The sequence below is a fragment of the Microbispora bryophytorum genome (genome assembly GCF_006874465.1).
Classification (GTDB): domain Bacteria; phylum Actinomycetota; class Actinomycetes; order Streptosporangiales; family Streptosporangiaceae; genus Microbispora; species Microbispora bryophytorum.
In genome coordinates this window covers 185,346-201,097 of the sequence record NZ_VIRL01000003.1, presented here as the reverse complement: position 1 = coordinate 201,097, position 15,752 = coordinate 185,346, and the positions used below count along the sequence as shown (strand labels likewise).

At 73.5% G+C, this 15,752-nt stretch carries 12 protein-coding genes; 6 read left to right on the top strand and 6 right to left on the bottom strand.

Features of this window, described 5'->3' with window-relative positions; genetic code table 11:
* Positions 1–36 precede the first annotated feature (36 nt).
* A complete protein-coding gene (locus tag FLX07_RS08445; protein ID WP_167748159.1) occupies positions 37–1,314 on the top strand; it encodes a pentapeptide repeat-containing protein in 1,278 nt (425 codons plus the stop codon).
* A 62-nt stretch (positions 1,315–1,376) separates the two neighbouring features.
* Here FLX07_RS08445 and FLX07_RS08440 read toward each other — a convergent pair whose 3' ends face one another.
* Entirely contained in the window at positions 1,377–2,405 is a 1,029-nt protein-coding gene (locus FLX07_RS08440) for an ROK family transcriptional regulator (RefSeq protein ID WP_142569282.1), read from the bottom strand.
* Positions 2,406–2,451: 46 nt separating this feature from the next.
* On the opposite strand from FLX07_RS08440, the gene FLX07_RS08435 reads away from it, so the two are divergent.
* Positions 2,452–3,624, top strand: coding sequence for an MFS transporter (locus tag FLX07_RS08435; RefSeq protein WP_142569280.1), 1,173 nt, complete (start codon positions 2,452–2,454; stop codon positions 3,622–3,624).
* A gap of 22 nt (positions 3,625–3,646) precedes the next feature.
* On the opposite strand, the gene FLX07_RS08430 is transcribed toward FLX07_RS08435, so the two are convergent.
* A complete protein-coding gene (locus FLX07_RS08430) occupies positions 3,647–5,041 on the bottom strand; it encodes an NAD(P)H-quinone dehydrogenase (protein ID WP_142569278.1) in 1,395 nt (464 codons plus the stop codon).
* 140 nt (positions 5,042–5,181) lie between these two features.
* On the opposite strand from FLX07_RS08430, the gene FLX07_RS08425 reads away from it, so the two are divergent.
* The 3 genes from FLX07_RS08425 to FLX07_RS08415 are packed head-to-tail and all read left to right on the top strand — an operon-like array spanning position 5,182 to position 8,161.
* Positions 5,182–5,634 carry a gamma-glutamylcyclotransferase family protein gene (locus FLX07_RS08425; protein ID WP_142569276.1) on the top strand — a complete coding sequence of 151 codons (453 nt, stop codon included), beginning with the start codon at positions 5,182–5,184 and terminating at the stop codon, positions 5,632–5,634.
* Positions 5,635–5,687: 53 nt separating this feature from the next.
* Entirely contained in the window at positions 5,688–6,485 is a 798-nt protein-coding gene (locus FLX07_RS08420) for a purine-nucleoside phosphorylase (protein ID WP_373292463.1), read from the top strand.
* A 23-nt stretch (positions 6,486–6,508) separates the two neighbouring features.
* Positions 6,509–8,161, top strand: a complete 1,653-nt coding sequence (locus tag FLX07_RS08415) for a phospho-sugar mutase (protein WP_142569916.1) — start codon at positions 6,509–6,511, stop codon at positions 8,159–8,161.
* Positions 8,162–8,167: 6 nt separating this feature from the next.
* Here the strand turns inward: FLX07_RS08415 and FLX07_RS08410 are convergent, their stop codons facing one another.
* From FLX07_RS08410 to FLX07_RS08400, 3 genes are read right to left on the bottom strand one after another with little or no spacing between them, the layout of a single operon-like run.
* Positions 8,168–9,622, bottom strand: coding sequence for an alpha/beta hydrolase (locus FLX07_RS08410; protein ID WP_142569272.1), 1,455 nt, complete (start codon positions 9,620–9,622; stop codon positions 8,168–8,170).
* A gap of 43 nt (positions 9,623–9,665) precedes the next feature.
* On the bottom strand, positions 9,666–12,068 hold the full coding sequence (locus FLX07_RS08405) for an FtsX-like permease family protein (protein WP_223853034.1): 2,403 nt from the start codon (positions 12,066–12,068) through the stop codon (positions 9,666–9,668).
* A gap of 2 nt (positions 12,069–12,070) precedes the next feature.
* On the bottom strand, positions 12,071–12,805 hold the full coding sequence (locus FLX07_RS08400; protein ID WP_142569268.1) for an ABC transporter ATP-binding protein: 735 nt from the start codon (positions 12,803–12,805) through the stop codon (positions 12,071–12,073).
* A 98-nt stretch (positions 12,806–12,903) separates the two neighbouring features.
* Between FLX07_RS08400 and FLX07_RS08395 the strand changes: the two genes are divergently transcribed.
* Entirely contained in the window at positions 12,904–13,512 is a 609-nt protein-coding gene (locus FLX07_RS08395; RefSeq protein WP_208762121.1) for a response regulator transcription factor, read from the top strand.
* Between the two features lie 24 nt (positions 13,513–13,536).
* Here the strand turns inward: FLX07_RS08395 and FLX07_RS08390 are convergent, their stop codons facing one another.
* On the bottom strand, positions 13,537–15,714 hold the full coding sequence (locus FLX07_RS08390) for a sensor histidine kinase (RefSeq protein WP_208762120.1): 2,178 nt from the start codon (positions 15,712–15,714) through the stop codon (positions 13,537–13,539).
* Between the last annotated feature and the right edge of the window lie 38 nt (positions 15,715–15,752).

Genomic DNA, 15,752 nt, shown 5'->3' with positions numbered 1-15,752 from the left:
TGGAAGACTCGGGGCGTTCCCTTCAGGAGGCCCCCCGTGCGTCGCTTCGCCCCCCGTTTCCTCGCCGCCCCGTTCCTGGCGCTCGCGTTCCTGTCGCTCGTGTTCCTGTCGCTCGTGTTCCTGTCGCTCGTGTTCCTGGCACTTCCTGCGACCCCCGGTCACGCGGCGTCCACGCCCTGCAAGCCGGGCAGCGGCGTCGACCTGCGCGGCAGGGACCTCACCGGCGCCGCGCTGCCTCCCGTCATGCGGTGCGCCGACCTCACCGGCGCGAAGCTGGACGGGGTGGACCTCACGGGCAAGGACCTCACCGGGGCCGTCCTGCGCAAGGCGTCTCTGAAGGAGGCCGACCTGGGGCAGGTCCATCTCGACTACGCCGACCTGCGCGGCGCCGACCTCAGCGACGCCGACCTCGGTCAGTTGCAGGCCAAGCAGGCGAACCTGCGCGGGGCGATTCTCACCGACGCGGACGCCGTGCAGGCCGAGTTCCCGCACTCCGACCTGACCGGCGCGGTCCTCACCCGGGCGGTGCTCACCCAGGCCGACCTCACCGACGCGAGACTCGTGGACGCCGACCTGAAGGACGCCACGCTCGGGCAGATCAAGGGCCGCAAGGCCGACTTCACCCGGGCCAAGCTCGACGAGGCCAAGCTCGGCCAGGCTCACCTGGAGCACGCCACGCTGAAGGACGCCGACCTGTCCGAGGCGGAGTTCACCCAGGCCGAACTCGACGGCGCCGACTTCCACGGGGCGAACGTCGACAAGGCCTCTTTCATCCAGGCCGACGACGTGGACCTCACCGGGGCCCGGGGCACGCCGGTCAACCTCCCCGACGACGCCGTCGCGCCCGGCGGCGCCGCCGGAGACGAACCGGCCGCGGACAGGACGACCACCACCACCTGGGAGCGGGACGTGCCCGGGAACGCCGTCCGCCCGAAGGGCCTGTCGCCCGCGCTCATCCTCGTCATCGTGTCCGGACTCGGCCTGAGCCTGACGCTGATCCTGTGGGGCGTGGCGCACCGGCGCAAGGAGCGCTTCGTGGCCGAGATGGCGGTGGCCAGGCACGCCGCCGAGGAGGACGTGACCCGCTTCGGCGAGGAGATCGACGCCCTCGACTTCGAGATGAAGATCAACCAGATCAGCGGCCCGACGCATGAGTGGCGCGCGGCGCTCGACGCGTACGAGGCGGCCAAGCAGGCGCTGAACGTCGCCCAGACCCCCTACGACCTGCGGGCGGCGGCCACGGCGGTCGCGCGGGGACGGTACGCGCTGCACGAGGTCAGGTCACGGCTGTCCGCCACGGGCGGCCACCGCTGACCTCTGCGGGCGACCCCGGCGGGTGAGCCGGCGGTTGACCTAAGCGGGTGACCTCGGCGAGGTCACCGGCGGCCCTGCCCGAAGACGGCGTCGCGAGCGATCGAGAGGGCGGTGGAGACCGCGCCCCTCAGTACGGGATTGTCCGGGATGGCGCTCACGCGTACGTGCACGGGCACGGGCGAGACCTCCGCCAGGCGCTCGGCGACCAGGGCGGCCAGGGGGTCGCCGCCCGCCAGGCTGGTGGCGCCGCCGAGGACGACGAGGCCGGGGTCGAGCACGGCCACGAGCGCGAAGGCGGCCGTCACGACCCTCTCGGCCAGGGCCGGGAGGTCCAGTCCACGTACGGCCTCCGGGCCCAGCGCCTCGCACACCCTGATGTCGAGCCGGCCGAGGAAACCGATCTCGCCGGCTCCGCCGGAGGCGCCCCGGCGGAGCCTGCCGTCCAGCACGACGGCCGCGCCGACGCCGTCGTCCAGCCACAGCAGGACGAAGTCGTCCCGCCCGGCGGCCGCCCCGGTGGTGTGCTCGGCGACGGCGGCCAGGTTGACCTCGTTCTCCATGGTGACCGGCGCGTCGACCAGGGTGCGCAGGGCCGGGAGGAGCCCGGGCCGCCAGGCGGGCTCCACGTTCCCGGCCGCGAGGTCTCCGGTCTGCGGGTCGACCATGCCGGGCGCGCCGATCACGACGGCGTGCAGGGGACGTGAGCCGGCCGCCTCGGTGAGCGCCTGCGCGACCAGCGCGGGAAGGTTCTCCCCGAGCGGCCGCGTCACCGCGCCCACGGTGGCGCCGGTGATGTCGGCGACCGTGACGCCGACCACGTCGCGCCGCACGTCAACCCCGCCCACGAACGCCCGGTCGGCGACGATCCCGTAGAGCCGGGCGTTGGGGCCGCGCCGGTCGCCGCCGCTCTCCCCCGTGACCCGGATCAGGCCCTCGACCTGAAGGCGCTCGATCAGGTCCGACACGGTCGGGCGGGACAGGCCCGTGAGCGCGCGCAGCTGGGGTGCGGTCAGCGGGCCCCGCTCCAGGAGCAGATCGAGGGCGAGCCGGTCGTTGATGGCCCTCGCGAGCTGGGGCGTCGCGGTCTTCATGACATTCCCACTTTCTATCAGGGAGCCTGCCTGTTAATTTATCCCCATGCGAGACAGACATCAGCGGGCCATCGCCCTCGTCTTCGCCGTCCACGGAGCGGTGGCGGGCACCATCGCCACCAGGATGCCCTGGTTCCAGGACCACTTCGGCCTGAGCACGACCGCTCTCGGGCTCATCCTGCTCTGCCCTCCTGTCGGCTCGTTCCTCACTATGCCGGTGACCGCCCGGCTGGCCTACCGGTTCGGCGCCAAGGCCACGACCCGGGCACTGCTGGCCCTGTGGAGCGTGTCGCTGGCCCTGCCCGTGCTGGCACCGGGACCCCTCTGGCTGGCCCCCGTGTTCCTCCTGTCGGGCGCCGCCGCGGGCATGTGCGACCTTGCCATGAACGCCCAGGGCGTGCTCGTCGAGCGGCGGCTGGGCCGCTCGGTCATGTCCGGCCTGCACGGCATGTGGAGCGTCGGCAACCTGGTCGGTGCGGGCCTCGGGGCCGCGGCGGCGCAGGCGGGCCTGGACGCGCGGGCGCATCTCCCCCTCATGGCGGCTGCGCTGATCGCCGCGGGCGCCGTGGGCAGCCGGGCGCTCCTCGACGACAGGCCCGCGCCGGAGGAGAAGCCGCCGCCGCGATTCGCGCTGCCGCCGAGGGCCGTCCTGCTGATCGGCCTGATCGGCTTCTTCGCCACCTTCGCGGAGCGGGCCAGCGGCCAGTGGGCGGCGATCTACCTCACGAACGTCGCCGGGGCGGGAGCGGGCGTCGCCGCGGCCGGATACACCGTGTTCACCGCGTGCATGGTCGCGATGCGGCTCGGCGGGGACTTCGTGGTGCGCAGGCTCGGGCCGGTCGCGACCGTGCGCGCCGGGGCCGCCGCCGCCGTCCTCGGCGGCGTGATCGTGGTCGCGTTCCGCACGCCCGTGCCGGTGATCGCCGGGTTCGCGTTGTTCGGCGCCGGCATCGCCGTCGTCGTGCCGTTGGTGTTCGCGGCGGCGGGCCAGATCACCCGGACGCCCGCCGAGGGGGTGGCGGGGGTCGCGACGATCACCTGGATGTCGGGTCTCGTGGCTCCGTCCGTCACCGGCTGGCTGGCCGGCGCGTTCGCCTTCCCGTTCGCGTTCGCCCTGGTGACGTGCATGGTCGGGGCGATGATCTGGCCGGCGCGCGCCCTGCGCCCACGCCCGGCGCCCGGCGCCCGCGTCCCCGTGGGCGCGGCGTGCGCGGACTGATCCGGCCGTGGCAGGGGACGGGTCAGATGCCCCCGGCGGTCAGCGGGGACATGAGACGGCGGGCGGCCTCGGTGACCGAGCCCGACAGCGACGGGTAGACCGCGAAGGTGTGGGCGAGCTGGTCCACGGTCAGGCGATGCTGCACGGCCACCGACAGGGCCAGGATCAGCTCCGACGCGCGCGGGGCGACCACGACGCCGCCGAGCACGATGCCGGTGTTCGGACGGCAGAACAGCTTCACGAAACCGTCGTTGAAGCCCTGCATCTTGGCCCGGGCGTTGGTCGCGAGCGGCAGCTTGACGACGTTCGCCTCGATCTCGCCCGCCTCGATCTGCCGCTGCGACACGCCCACGGCGGCGATCTCCGGATCGGTGAAGATGTTGGCGGCGACGGTGGCCAGCCGGATCGGCTGCACGGCCTCGCCGAGCGCGTGCCAGACCGCGATCCTGCCCTGCATGGCGGCGACCGAGGCGAGCATCAGGACGCCCGTGCAGTCCCCGGCGGCGTACACGCCGGGCGCGGAGGTCCTCGACACCTTGTCGACCTCGATGAAGCCGTTGCGGTCGAGCCGCACGCCGTTGTCCTCCAGCCCGAGCCCGGAGGTGTTGGGGACCATGCCGACGGTCATGAGGCAGTGGCTGCCCTCGGCGGTGCGGCCGTCCTCCAGGGTCACGACGACGCCGTGCTCGGTGCGCTTGACCGAGGCGGCGCGCGAGCGGCCCATGACGTTCATTCCGCGGCGCCGGTAGACCTCCTCCAGCACCTCGGCGCCGTCGGCGTCCTCGTTGGGCATCATCCGGTCGCGCGAGGAGACCAGCGTGACCTCCGACCCGAGCGACCGGTAGGCGCCGGCGAACTCGGCTCCGGTGACGCCGGAGCCGACCACGATCAGGTGCTCGGGCAGCTCCTCCAGGTCGTACAGCTGCCGCCAGCTGAGGATGCGCTCGCCATCGGGCTCGGCCCCCGGCAGCACGCGGGGGTGGGCGCCGGTCGCCACGATGACCACGTCGGCCCGGACCGTACGGTCGCCGGCGCGCACCACCTGGGGATCGACGAGACGGCCCCGCGCGCGGATGACCTCGACGCCCTCGGCGGCCAGCCGGGCGGCGATGTCGTTCGACTGCGCCAGCGCGAGCTCCTTGACGCGCTTGTTCACGTCGATCATGTCCACGGAGACGCCGCCGGCGTCGTGGTCAAGGCCGCCGTCGAAGCGGACCCCCAGCGTCGACGCGTCGAGAAGCGCCTGCTTGCGCACGGAGGAGGCGATCAGCGTCTTGGACGGCACGCAGTCGGTGAGCACGCACGCCCCGCCCGGTCCTTCCTCCTCCACGACGGTGACCTGGGCACCCAGTTGCGCGGCGACCAGGGCCGCCTCGTACCCGCCGGGGCCCCCACCGATGATCACGATCCTTGTCACATGCTCCATTGTCCCGCATTCTGGCTTCGTATTCCCGGCGAGGTGCGCGTAACGGATTAACTACGCGGATTTGTGTCGCCGCATCCCCGTCCGCGCGCTACCCGTCCAACTTTGGGGATCTTGGTTTAGGCTTGTGTACCGTGCCTGTTTACGCGGCCTACGGCAGCAACATGGACCCCAAGCAAATGGCGGAGTGGGCGCCCCACTCGCCCATGCGAGGAACGGGCTGGCTCCCGGGCTGGCGGCTCACCTTCGGCGGCGAGGACGTCAGCTGGGAGGGCGCTCTCGCCACGATAGTCGAGGACGCCGACGAGCAGGTATTCGTCGTCCTGTACGACGTGCCGGAGTGGGACGAGGCGTCCCTCGACCGCTGGATCGGCACCGACCTCGGCCTCTACCGCAAGCTCCGGCTCCGCGTCGCGACGCTGGAGGGCGACGTGCTCGCCTGGTCGTACGTGCTGAACTCCTATGAGGGCGGGCTGCCGTCGGCGCGATACATCGGCATCCTCGCCGACTCCGCCGAGAAGGCCGGCGCCCCCGACGACTACGTCGCGCGGCTTCGCACCCGCCCCTGCAAGAAGCTCGGCGACTGACACGGGCCCGGCTCTTATCCGCCGGGTTCATGCTCTTCTGTACCCTCAGCAAAGTGACCCCATATGACCTGGCGGCCGAGGCCGCGACCACGCTGAGGAACCTCACCGGCATCCCTTCCTTCGACGTCGCCCTCGTCATGGGCTCGGGCTGGGTCCCGGCCGCGGACGTCATCGGCGAGACGGTCGCCGAGCTCGCGGTGACGAAACTGCCCGGGTTCTCCCCTCCCGCGGTCGCCGGTCACGCGGGCACGGTGCGCGCGGTGCGCACGGGCTCAGGGCTCAACGCCCTGATCTTCCTTGGCCGTACGCATCTGTACGAGGGCCGCGGGGTCGAGCCGGTGGTCCACGGGGTGCGCACGGCAGTCGCGGCGGGGGTGCGCACGGTGGTGCTGACCAACGCGGCGGGCGGGCTGCGGCCGGAGACCCAGAAGGTCGGTGACCCGGTCCTGATCAGCGACCACATCAACCTCACCGGTGACAACCCGATCACGGGCGCGACGTTCATCGACCTCACGGAGGTGTATTCCAAGCGCCTGCGCGACCTCGCCCGCGCGGTGGACCCCTCGCTGGCCGAGGGCGTCTACGTCGCCTTCCGCGGCCCGACGTACGAGACGCCCGCGGAGATCCGCATGCTGCGCACGCTCGGCGGCGACCTCGTGGGCATGTCCACCGTGCTGGAGGCGGTCGCCGCCCGGGAGGCCGGGGCAGAGGTGCTCGGGATCTCCCTGGTGACCAACCCCGGCGCGGGCCTGGTGGGCGAGCCGCTCAACCACGAGGAGGTCCTGCAGGTCGGCCGGGCCACGGCCGCCCGCATGGGCGTCCTGCTCGCCCAGGTCGTCGACAAGCTGTAGGGAGCCCATACGTGACCGACGCAATGACCGACCTCGTACGGCTCGCCGAACAGTGGCGCGACCAGGACCCCGACCCCGAGACGCGGGCGGAGCTCGACGCGCTCCTGAAGCGCGGCGGGTCACACGGGCATGCCGATCCGGCCGCCCTGGAGGACCGTTTCGGCGCGAAGCTCGAGTTCGGCACGGCGGGCCTGCGCGGCGCGCTGGGAGCCGGCCCGAACCGGATGAACCGGGTCACGGTGATGCGGGCGGCCGCCGGGCTGGCCCGCGTCCTCGGGCCGGGACGCCACGTGGTGATCGGCTACGACGGGCGGCACAAGTCCGACGTCTTCGCCACCGACACGGCCCGCGTGCTGACCGGGGCGGGCCTGCGCGCCTCGGTCATGGGCGGCAGGTGGCCCACCCCCGTCCTGGCCTTCGCCGTGCGCCACCTCGGCGCGGACGCGGGCGTCATGGTGACCGCCTCGCACAACCCTCCCCAGGACAACGGCTACAAGGTCTACTGGGGCGACGGCGCGCAGATCGTGCCGCCGATCGACCAGGAGATCTCCGCCGCCATCGACGCGGTCGGCCGGGTGGACGCCCTCCCGCTGGGCGAGGACTGGCAGACCCTCGGCCACGACGACATCGTCGTGCCGTACCTGCGGGCCCTGGCCGCGCTCCCCATCGGCGACGCCCGCGAGATCGCGGTCGCGTACACACCCCTGCACGGCGTGGGCGGCGCGACCGTGTCCGAGGCGTTCCGCGTGGCGGGCTTCGAGGTGCCGGTCACGGTGAGCCGGCAGGCGATGCCCGACCCGGACTTCCCCACCGTGGCGTTCCCCAACCCGGAGGAACCGGGCGCCATGGACCTCGCGCTCGAACTCGCCGCCGCGACCCGCGCCGACCTGGTGATCGCCAACGACCCGGACGCGGACCGCTGCGCGGTGGGCGCCCCGCTGCCGGGCGGCGGCTACCGCATGCTGACCGGCGACGAGGTGGGCGGCCTGCTGGCCGAGCACGTGCTGCGGCACACCTCGGGCGGCGACCGGCTGGTCGCCACCTCGATCGTGTCGTCGTCGCTGCTCGCCAAGATCGCCGCCGGGCACGGCGTGCGGCACGCGGAGACGCTGACCGGCTTCAAATGGATCATGAAGACGGGACCGGGGCTGGTCTTCGGCTACGAGGAGGCGCTGGGCTACAGCGTGGGATCGGACGCCGGGCTGCCGGTGCACGACAAGGACGGCGTGGGGGCCGCCCTCACGGTGGCCGGGATGGCCGCCGCGGCCAAGCGGGACGGCAGATCGCTGCTCGACCTGCTGGACGACCAGGCCCGCCGCTACGGCCTGCACGCGACCACCCAGCTCTCCGTCCGGGTCGAGGACCTGTCGCTGATCGCCAAGGCCATCGAGCGCCTGCGCACGCACCCGCCCGTGGAGCTGGCGGGCCGGACGGTGGAGTCGGCCGAGGACCTGTCCCAGGGGGTGGCGGGGCTGCCGCCGACCGAGGGCCTGCGCTACCGCCTGTCCGGCGGCGCCCGGATCATCGTCCGGCCCAGCGGCACCGAGCCCAAGCTCAAGTGCTACCTGGAGGTCGTCGTACCGGTCGAGGGCGACGACGTCGCGCCCGCCCGGGCCCGGGCCGCGCAGGACCTGGAGGACCTGAAGAAGGACCTCGCCGTCGCCCTCGGCCTTTGAGCGCGCCTACCTGCAGATCGTGTCCCGGGCCGGCCGCCTGCCGGTGACCAGGAACGAGGTGACGGTGTCGTCGCCACAGGCGTTGCCGTTGACCAGGTAGGACCCGTGCCCGCCCGAGTCGACGGCGACCATGCGCGCCCGGCTCCCGAAGGCCTCGCGCATCCGCAGGGCGCCGCTGTACGGCGTCGCCGGGTCGCGCAGGTTCTGCACGAGCAACACGTTGGACGGTCCCTGCGACGTGACCCGCACCGGCGCCTCCGCCGGCCGGTAGGGCCAGTAGGCGCAGGGACCGATGTTCACCGGCATGCCGCCGGTGAGCGGGTGGGCCGCCCGGTCGCGGGCCACCAGCCGCCGGTGCAGGCCGGCCGAGCTCGGCCACTCGACGTCGTTGCAGATGGTCGCGGCCACCGAGGCCGCGCCGTTCTGCAGCGCCGCGTCCGGCGCGCTGGAGGGCTCGGGAAGGGGACCCGAGCCGAGCGCCGCCCGCATGAGCCCGGCCAGGCCGGGGAACCCGGTATCGGAATACAGCGCGTTCAGCATGGTCTCCCGCAGGGCCGCGCCGTCGAGCCGCGGCGGGTTCGCGCCAGGCCATGCGATCGGAGCGTGGTCCAGGCGCTCGGCGAGGTCCAGGAAGGTGCGGCGGACCGCGCCGGCGTCCGTCCCCAGGCCGTACTCGTCGTCACGGGCGGCGGCCCAGGCGGCGAAGTCGGGGAAGCGGTCCTCGACGCCCAGCGAGTAGTTGGCCAGCCAGACCCGGGCGACCTGGCCAGGGTCGGGATCGTCGTTGCTGTCGAGGATCACCCTGTCGGTCCGGCCGGGGAACATCGTGGCGTAGACGGCTCCGGCGTACGTGCCGTAGGAGACGCCCCAGTAGGACAGGCGCTCCTCCCCTAGGGCCCGGCGGATGACGTCGATGTCCCTGGCCTCGTTGCGCGTGCTGATGCTGCGCAGCACGGGGCCGCCGTTGCGGGCGCAGGCCTCGCTGAACCTGCGGGCGTACGCGACGTTCTCGCTGATGTCGCCGCCGGCCGAGGGGTAGGGCTTGAGCCGGGAGGGCGCCAGATCCTCGTGCGCGAGGCCACAGGAGACGGGCGAGCTCTGGCCGACGCCCCGCGGGTCGAAGCCGATCAGGTCGTAACGGTCGAGCACGGCGCTCGGCAGGCGCTTCACCATCGTGCTCGGCCTGCTCAGGCCCGGGCTGCCGGGTCCTCCGGGGATGAGTAGCAGCACGCCCCTGCGCAGTCCCGGCCGCGCCGTACGGATCCGGGAGACGGCCAGGGAGATCGTGCCGCCGCCCGGCTTGCCGTACGTGAGAGGGACCTGGAGCGTCGTGCACTCCTGGCGGGGGTCCAGCCCGCCGGTGGCGCCGCAGGAGGTCCAGGCCGTGGCGGCGTGAGCCGCGACCGGGGTGGCGGACAGGGAGATCAGGGCGGCTGCGCCGATGAAGGCGATGCGGTTCATGGTTCTCCGCTTTCGTTTCGTGTGGGGGTCGGCGGCGGCCCGGCTACTGGCGGGCGCCGATGGTCTCCGCCGGGCGGGCGCGCAGGGCGAGACGCGCGGGGAGGCTCGTGGCGATCAGGGCGAGCGCGGCCACGGCGGCGATCACCAGCGCGTAGCCCACCGGAGGGACGTACGGCAGGGCCGACCCGGTCATCCCCCTGCTGAAGGCCGACAGTGTGATCAGCGCGATGCCGGTCCCGGCGAGCACGGAGACGGTCAGCGCGGTCAGGGTCTCCAGGCGGAGCATGCGCAGCACCTGCCGCCGGGTCGCGCCGACCAGGCGGAGCAGGGCCAGCTCCCGCGACCGATCCGTGGTGGACATGGCCAGCGTGTTGACGACGGCGATCGCGCTGAAAGCGATGATCAGGCCCATGGCCACGTAGTTGACCTCGGCGTTCGGTGTCTGCGTCCCGATCCCTTCCGTCGGCGACACCACGGGCGCCACGGCGGCCACGGCCTCACGCCGGACCGAGGGGGCCTCGACCAGCAGGGTGCCCGAGGGATCGTCGACATGATCTGCGACCAGCGCGTACGGCAGGGTCAGGTCGCCGAACCCGAGGCCGCGGGAGTAGACGGCCACGACCTTCAGCTCCGCAGGGGTGCCGTCGCCCAGGGTGAGCCTGACCGCGTCGCCGATCGACAGCCCGAGCCTGGAGGCCGCCGACTCGCTCAGCGCGACCGACCCGGCGCCGAACCCGTCGAGCGAGCCGGACACGACTCCGAGGTCCACGGCCTGCCGGAGCGGCCGCTCGCCGCCGTCGACGCCCTGCGCGGCGTACTTGTCCAGCCCGACGCGCACTGAGGTGCGCACCACCGAGGTGACGGCCTTCACGCCCGGCACGCGGCGCACCGCGTCCGCCGTCGCGCCGCTCACCACGTAGTCGGCGTGGGTGCCGGCGGCGGCCTGCGCGGCCGACGCGTGTCCCATCGTGGTCTGGGTGAACAGGATGGTGCAGGTCATGGCGACCAGAAGGGTCAGCGGCGCCATCACGGAGGCCATCCGTCCCGGGCCCGTCCGCAGGTTGCGGGCCGCCAGGTATCCGGCGCTGGAGGCGCGCAGCGCGACGCCGAGCAGGACGGTCGCGACGCGGGCGAGCACCGGCCCGAGCAGGGTGACGGCCACCGTCCAGACGAGCGCGGTCAGCATCGTCACGGGGCTCGACGCCGCCTCGGTCTCGAGGCCCGACAGCACCAGCGTCAGCACGATCCCGCCGGCGACGCAGAGGACGCCCGCGATCGACCGGCCGAGGGGCAGGCCGCCCCCGCCCATGGCGGCCTCGCCCAGCGCCTCGACGGGACGGATGCGCGCGGTGCGGCGGACCGAGAGGCGGGTCGCGGCCCAGGCCGCCGCCACGGCGGCCAGCAGGGCGGCCGCCGCCGGGAACGGGCTGACCACCAGGCGCAGGTTCTCCGGCATGGCGCCCAGCTCGACGAACCGGCCGCGCAGCCAGAACCCGAGGGCGATGCCGGCCGCCGATCCGATGACGCCGGCCGCGAGGCCGACCAGCAGCGACTCGCCGCCCAGCAGCCTGCGCACCTGCCCGGGCGTGGCCGCGACCGCACGGAGGAGGGCGATCTCGCGCCGTCGCTGCTGGACCGCGAGGGCGGAGGTGCCGGTCACGACGAGGATCGCCACCAGCAGGGACGTGCCGCCCAGCGCGCCGCCGAGGCTGATCAGCCGCACCCGCGCCTGCTCCGCGTCGAGGAACTCCACCGTGCCGCGCTCGTCCCCGGTGGAGGCCACGAGACGCTCTCCTGCGGAGAGCACCGGCGACACATCCACCCGCATCCCCACCCTGGGGAACACGCCGATCGCGGTCACCAGCCCCGGGCGTCCGGCCAGCCGGCGGGCCTCGGACGTCGAGAAGAACACCGTGTCCTGGCTCGGCAGGGCCTGCGCGGTGACCCCCACGACCTGGTACGCCTCGCCACGCACGTGCAGGGCCGCGCCCACGGACAGGCCCGCGCGGGCGTCCACGACCACCTCGCGGTTCTCCCGCGGCGGGCGTCCCTGTGCGACGGTGAACGGCGTGAGCCCCGCCGACTCCCACCCGTGCCCGAGAGCGTGCCCGTTCACGGGGAACGTCACCTCGGTCAGCACCTCCGAGACGCCCGGCAGGCCGCGCAGCCTCGCGGCCGCCGCCTCGGGGACCCAGACCCGCTCCGAGAGCGGCTTGGCCTTCGTCTTGACCTTCCCGGAGGACTTGGTCACGGTCTCGTGCACGTTCTGGTCGCCGGCGACGATCAGCGGCGCCGCCGCGTAGCGTTCCGGCGCGACCCCGCCCCGCAGGCCGGTCTCCAGCAGCATCAGGCACGCGCAGACCAGCGCGGCGGCGCACACCAGCGCCACGAACGCCCCCGCGAACGCCGCCCTGCGGTGCCGCAGGGTCTTCAGAGCGAGTCCCATGATCATGCCGCGTACGCCCCCAGCCTCGTCATGCGCTCGGCGACCTTCTCGGAGCTCGGCGCGGCCATCGCGTCCACGATCCGGCCGTCGGCGAGGAACAGGACGGTGTCGGCGTAGGAGGCGGCCACCGGGTCGTGGGTGACCATCACCACGGTCTGGCCGAGGCCGTCCACCACCTCCCGCAGCAGCCGGAGCACGTCCTGGGCCGTCATCGTGTCGAGCGCGCCGGTCGGCTCGTCGCCGAAGACCACCTGCGGCCGGGTCACCAGCGCCCTGGCGATGGCCACGCGCTGCTGCTGCCCGCCGGACAGCTGGGCGGGGCGGTGTCCGACGCGGCCCGCCAGCCCCACCCGCCCGACGATCTCCTCAAGCCACGCCCGGTCGACCCGCGCCCCGGCCAGCCGCATCGGCAGCGTGATGTTCTCCAGCACGGTCAGGGACGAGACCAGGTTGAACGCCTGGAACACGAAGCCGATCCGCTGCCTGCGCAGCTCCGTCAACCGGGTCTCGTCCATGCCGGACAGCTCCGTGCCGCCCAGCCGCACCGAACCGGAGGAGGGCGTGTCCAGCCCCGCCGCGCAGTGCAGGAACGTGCTCTTGCCCGAGCCCGACGGTCCCATCACGGCGGTGAAGCTCCCGCCGGAAATGTTCACCGAGACCTCGCGCAGGGCGGCCACCGCGCCCTGTCCCTTCCCATACACCTTGCTCACCGCGTCAAGCCGAAGCACCTCTGTCATGTGCTCAAGCCTGGCGATCAACGGACATGCGGCCCAGAGACCGCCTCACCTCCTGCCCATGACGTCCTCATGATCCGGACACTGGTAGACATATGGGCGTGATTCGCGTACTCCTTGCCGAGGACCAGCACGTCATCAGGAGCGCCCTCGCCGCCCTGCTCGGGCTGGAGGAGGACCTGGAGGTCGTCGCGACCGTGGAGTCCGGAGAGGCCGCCCTGGCCGCCGCGCTGGTCCACCGCCCCGACGTCGCCGTCCTCGACATCGACATGCCCGGGAGGCTGGACGGCCTGGCGGCCGCCGCCGAGCTCCGCACGCGCCTGCCCGCCTGCCGCGCTCTGATGCTGACGGCGTACGGCAAGCCGGGGCACCTGCGCCGCGCTCTCGGCTCGGGTGTCGCCGGATACGTGCTCAAGACGGCGCCGCCGGACGAACTGGTGACCGCCATCCGCAAGGTCGCGGCCGGGGAACGGGTGCTCGACCCCTCGCTCGCGGTCACCGCCTGGGACCTGGCGGACAACCCGCTCACCCCGCGCGAGGCCGACGTGCTCCGCCTGGCCGCCGCCGGCGCGGACGCCACGGACATCGCCGCGCGGCTCCACCTGGCCGCGGGCACCGTGCGCAACTACCTCACCGTGATCGTCACCAAGCTCAACGCCCGCAACCGGACCGACGCCGTGCGCATCGCCACCGAGGCCGGCTGGATCTAGGGGCCGGCTGGATCCGGAGGCCGGCTACATCTGGGCGGGCACCGGCGCGCGGTGCGGCACGCAGGCGTCCAGCGTGAACCGGTCGCCGTCGACGTGCGAGGCCAACCGGCCGTCCAGAGCGGCGAGGCGGGTGGTCAGGTTGCCGATGCCGGACGACCCCCGCCGCGTCTTCCCCGCACTCACCCCGTCGTTGCGCACCCGCAGCCGCAGCCCACGCTCGTCGGCGCGCATCGTGATCGCGCAGTGCCGGGCCTCGCTGTGCCTGAGCACGTTCGTCACGGCCTCCCTGAGCACGGTGCCCAGCACGGTCTCGACCTCGGCGGGCAGGTTCAGCTCGACCGGCTCCACGGTCACCCGGATCCCGGCGGCCGACAGCACCGTGCGCGCCGACTCCACCTCGGCCGCCAGGGACAGCTCCCGTTGCTCGCCCGACACCGAGCGCAGGTCCGCCCGCGCGCCCTCCGCCATGGCGGCGATCTCCTCGATCCGCTCGCGCGGGCACTTCAGGCGGCGGGCCAGCTCACAGGTGAGGAGGATCGCGGCCAGCGAGTGCCCGAGCAGGTCGTGCAGGTCGCGGGCGGCGCGCAGGCGCTCCTCGACGATCGCGGAGCGGGCCAGGCTCTCCCTCGCGGCCTGGAGCTCCTTCACGATCTGGGCCAGGCGGAGCAGGGCGTAGACCACCAGCCCGGTGACGAGCGCGCTGAGCGTGCTGTTGGCGAGGACGGGGGCCGGCAGGCCGAACAGCATTCCGGCCGCGGCGACGCTCGCCACGATCGCCGCCGTCGTCGGCCACGCGGCCCGCCATGGAAACGCGAGCAGGACCGGCCCGGCGAGGAAGCCCGCCGCTCCGAGCCAGACGGGTCCGAAGACCGGGATGGGCGCGTACGTGAGCACCGCCATCACGGTGAGCGCCACCATGTGACGCCCGTTGACGGAGCGGAGCTGCATGACGACGATCACGGCGAGGCACGCCGCGGCCGGGATCGCGAGGGGGCCGTCGAGCTGGAGCAGCGTCTTGGCGCTGAAGCCCACGAGGACGGCCGCGAGCACCGCGACCGACATCGCGTACGACGCGTCGTGGGCGAGCTTCGGCAGGGGCCATCGCCGCCTTCGGCCCGCCGGGAATTCCGGAGCGTGAGCGTCGCCGGCGCCCGTCCCACCAGCGCCCGCCTCACCAGCGCCCGCCTCACTGGGGGCCGCCTCGGTGGAAGGGCCGCGAGGAAGCGTCGCCTCCACCACGAAACGTCCGGAGGGGGACAGACCGGTGGTCAGGGTGCCGCCCGCCTCCTCCAGCCGGAGCCCGTCGAAGTCGGGGCCCTCGGCGGTGCGGTGGCCGTCGTCGACGACCCGCAACCGCACGGTGTTTCCCCGCTCGTCTCCCTGCTCGCTCGTCTCGATGACGCACAGCCGGGGGGTGCCCCGCCGTACGACGTCGGTGACGGCCTCCCGCAGCACGTTCGCCAGCAGCGCCCCGCCGGGGCCGAGCGGCTCGGTGTGGCCGCCGCGCACCTCGACGGCGATTCCCGCGGCGTCGAGCATCGCCCGCGCCGTGACCAACTCGGGAGCGAGGGAGGTGGCGCGGTAGTTCGCGGAGGCGGCGCGGGCGTCGGCCAGTGCCGCACGCGCGGTCGCGGTCACCGAGGCCAGCACCTCGGCCGCGCCGTCCGGCTCCGCGAGCGCGCGGCGGCCGCCTTCGACGATGACCTCCAGGCTCCGTCCGAGGCCGTCGTTCAGCTCGGCCGCCAGGCGCAGCCGCTCAGCGGCCACGGCCGCGGCGGCCAGCGAGAGCCTGGCGGCGTGCATCTCGCCCGCGCGCTCCACGAGCCGGGTGAGGCCGAAGACGACAAGCGAGACCAGTATCACGGTGATCGTCGCGTCGGCCGTCGCCCCGCCGCGGGCGGCGTCGATCAGTGCCGCGCTCGCCACCACGAACGGCGCGAGCACGCGCGCGGTATCACGATGGGCAGGGGTCAGCAGCAGCGAACCGGCCAGGAATCCCAGGATCCCGGTGGAGACGCCGCCGGCGAGGCTCGCCGTGTAGACGAGGACGGCCTGCGCGGCGAGCAACCACCACGTCCTGAGCTTGAGCAGGTAGAGAACCTGCACGCCGAACACCGCCAGCGCGATCGGCGCACCCGCGATCACGTAGACGCTCGCGAGCGCGGCGAGCACAACGACGACGATCACTCGCGCCAGACGCACTCGAATCCCCTCGGCAAACGATTACGGGTTCGGCGCCG